Annotated in this window: 2 protein-coding genes and 1 pseudogene; 2 read left to right on the top strand and 1 reads right to left on the bottom strand. The window is 43.1% G+C overall.

The window, feature by feature from the left end; genetic code table 11:
* Positions 1–9: 9 nt before the first annotated feature.
* Positions 10–183: a hypothetical protein gene (locus O9295_RS27025; protein WP_164502961.1), complete on the bottom strand. Its 174-nt coding sequence runs from the start codon at positions 181–183 to the stop codon at positions 10–12.
* Positions 184–346: 163 nt separating this feature from the next.
* On the opposite strand from O9295_RS27025, the pseudogene O9295_RS27020 reads away from it, so the two are divergent.
* Both O9295_RS27020 and O9295_RS27015 read left to right on the top strand, forming a co-directional pair.
* Positions 347–1,339: pseudogene (locus tag O9295_RS27020) on the top strand (helix-turn-helix domain-containing protein); the annotation flags it as partial.
* 51 nt (positions 1,340–1,390) lie between these two features.
* The gene (locus tag O9295_RS27015) at positions 1,391–2,653 is read left to right on the top strand and encodes a pentapeptide repeat-containing protein (protein ID WP_502846527.1); all 1,263 of its coding nucleotides are present in this window, start codon (positions 1,391–1,393) and stop codon (positions 2,651–2,653) included.
* Positions 2,654–3,241 lie beyond the last annotated feature (588 nt).

Here is a 3,241-nt window from a genome sequence, read left to right as displayed (position 1 = left end):
GCGCTTTGACTAATTGTTAGTGCTAACTTCCGTGGTTTCAACAATTGCCGTCGGTTGGCAGGGAGTGGGTTGAAATTTCTCTGGAAAAGAGAAGCCTAAAAATGATGCGATCGCAAATATGGTGCTGATAATTTTGGCAAGACTAACAAGGTCTTCTCTGTACTTTAACCAATATTTATACATAATCATCAATCCTTTTACTTAGGAGGTGAACTATCTTTAGATTAAAAAAATTCTGATTATTTGTCGTTACTCAAAAGTCATGAAAATGGTACTTTTTTTAGGTACTCTCAAGTAACCTGACAGGGTACTGAAAAGTAATCTTAAGTCCTGTTGCCCTTAAAAAATGATGATGAATGAACTAAAAATGACTGAAATTAAAACCCTTTCATGGACTGAATTAGAAATGCTGGTTAATGATCTGAAAAAAAAGCATACAAACAAGGGATTAACGGACGTGGAGACAAAAATATTAAAAGGTATTTTTGATGATAAAAAATATGCTGATCTAGCGGAAGAAATTAGTCAAGAAGAACAGTCAATCAAGAATGCGGCTCATAAGTTATGGAAAATCTTGTCCGAGCAAATGGGTGAAAAGATTGACAGTAACAATCTGATTACTGCTTTAAGTCGATGGAAATTACAACCAGAATGTAATCAAAAAAACACAAATTATGACGGAAAATTTTCTGGTGCTGTGGTTTTTACTGCTTCTGAAAATAAAAAGAAACAGATATTAACGCTATTAGAACTTTTAAGAAAAATAACCGATGATCAGGAAATAACAATAACTGACATAGAACAAGGTAGTATCAAATTAACTCTCAAGGGTTCTCAAAAAAGTTTAGAAAAAATTGAATCCCTATTCAAATCGGGTAAATTGAACAAAATTTCGGGAGATATTACAGTTGAAAATGTTCAATTTACCGAAGATAATTGTTTAGCTTTTACCATAGCAGGTGATGTTAATGCAGATGAGATAACCTATTTAAAATCTACTATCATAGGACAAAATTTAGCAGAATCACCAAAGCAACTGGCAGAAGAATCGTCAGCAAACCCCTTGATTGTCAAGACAGTAAGTACAAATGAAGCATCTAAAGAAATTAACAATAAACTAATTGAATCTATTAAAAAACCTAACTTCCTCCAGCGCATTATAAGAAGATATAGAAGGATTAACCTGAGAGAGGCTGACCTGAGAGAGGCTGATCTGAGTTGGGCTAACCTGAGATGGGCTGACCTGAGATGGGCTGACCTGAGTGGGGCTATCCTGAGTGATGCTAACCTGAGTGGGGCTGACCTGAGTGATGCTAACCTGAGTGCGGCGGAAGTTAAAAAGGCTATCTTTATCGATGCAACGGGTATCACTCCCGAACAAAAACAGGATTTGATTCAACGAGGGGCAATTTTTGGGGATACTTCTAATGAAGCATCTAAAGAAATTAACAATAAACTAATTGAATCTATTAAAAAACCTAACTTACCCCAGCCCATTTTTGAAAGGACTAATCAGAAAGAGGCTGACCTGAGAGGGGCTAAACTGAGAGGGTATATCCTGAGAGAGTATATCCTGAGTGGGGCTATCCTGAGTGAGGCTGACCTGAGTGAGGCTGACCTGAGTGGGGCTGACCTGAGTGCGGCTATCCTGAAAAGGGCTGACCTGAGTGCAGCTATCCTGAAAAGGGCTGACCTGAGTGCAGCTATCCTGATTGAGGCTAACCTGAGTGGGGCTAACCTGAGTGGGGCTGAACTGAGAGGGGCTATCCTGATTGAGGCTGACCTGAGAGGGGCTAACCTGAAAGAGGCTATCCTGAGTGGGGCTAACCTGAGTGGGGCTGACCTGAGTGCAGCTATCCTGATTGAGGCTAACCTGAGTGGGGCTGACCTGAGAGGGGCTAACCTGAAAGAGGCTATCCTGAGTGGGGCTAACCTGAGTGGGGCTGACCTGAGAAGGGCTGACCTGAGTGATGCTATCCTGAAAAGGGCTGACCTGAGTGCAGCTATCCTGATTGAGGCTAACCTGAGTGAGGCTGACCTGAGTGGGGCTAACCTGAGAGGAGCTAACCTGAGTGGGGCTGACCTGAGTGCGGCTATCCTGAAAAGGGCTGACCTGAGAGGGGCTTTCCTGAGTGAGGCTAACCTGAGTAAGGCTGACCTGAGTGGGGCTGACCTGTGGGGGGCTAACCTGATTGAGGCTGACCTGAGAGGGGCTGAACTGAGTGAGGCTAACCTGAGTAAGGCTGACCTGAGAAAGGCTAACCTGAGTGGGGCTGAACTGAGAGGGGCTATCCTGAGTGGGGCTAACCTCAGTGAGGCTGACCTGAGTGGGGCTAACCTGAGAGTGGCTATCCTGAGTGAGGCTATCCTGAGTGGGGCTGACCTGAGAGGGGCTGACCTGAGAGGGGCTTTCCTGAGTGAGGCTAACCTGAGTAAGGCTGACCTGAGAAAGGCTGACCTGAGTGGGGCTAACCTGAGTGGGGCTGACCTGAGTGGGGCTAACCTGAATGAAGCTGACCTGAGTGGGGCTGACGTTAAAAACGCTATCTTTATCGATGCAATGGGGATCACCCCCGAACAAAAACAGGATTTGATTCGACGAGGGGCAATTTTTGGGGATAATTCTAACGATCGCAGTAAAGTATTAGTTTAAAACAGCCTTTGATCTCCACCTTCAGCAGAGATTTAGGTAGGGTGGGCTGAATAAATGTGAAATATAGACGAGATAAGGGGTTTGGCAGCCTGTTTGACCAAGCAGCTTCATAGTGGCTCAAAAACCTTGTATCTTAACCGGCGATCGCTCCTACTTTTTCAGCCAACCCATAATTAATGGGAAAGGACTTGACTTTGCCGGCGATTTGCGCTATGCTTTTCTTATAATGGGAGTCTGTGCAAAAATTTTTAGACCCACAGATTTCCATTATGAATAAAATCTTTTAAAAATATTATCCCAAAATCTGCCGACAAAAGCAAGCAAAATTTTGCCGATAATTGTTAAGTTTTGTTAACAAAGAAATACAGAGATCAGCAAGGTCAAAAAATCGAAGTCTCTTGCTGATCTTGTTTGTCGCTTAACCTATGATTAGGTTAGGCGAATTTGGCGCTTTGACTAATTGTTAGTGCTAACTTCCGTGGTTTCAACAATTGCCGTCGGTTGGCAGGGAGTGGGTTGAAATTTCTCTGGAAAAGAGAAGCCTAAAAATGATGCGATCGCAAATATGGTGCTGATAATTTTGGCAAG

The sequence above is a fragment of the Microcystis sp. LE18-22.4A genome (assembly GCF_027531105.1).
GTDB lineage: Bacteria > Cyanobacteriota > Cyanobacteriia > Cyanobacteriales > Microcystaceae > Microcystis > Microcystis aeruginosa.
Note: the sequence above shows the minus strand (reverse complement) of the source record. Positions and strands in the feature narration are given on the sequence as shown.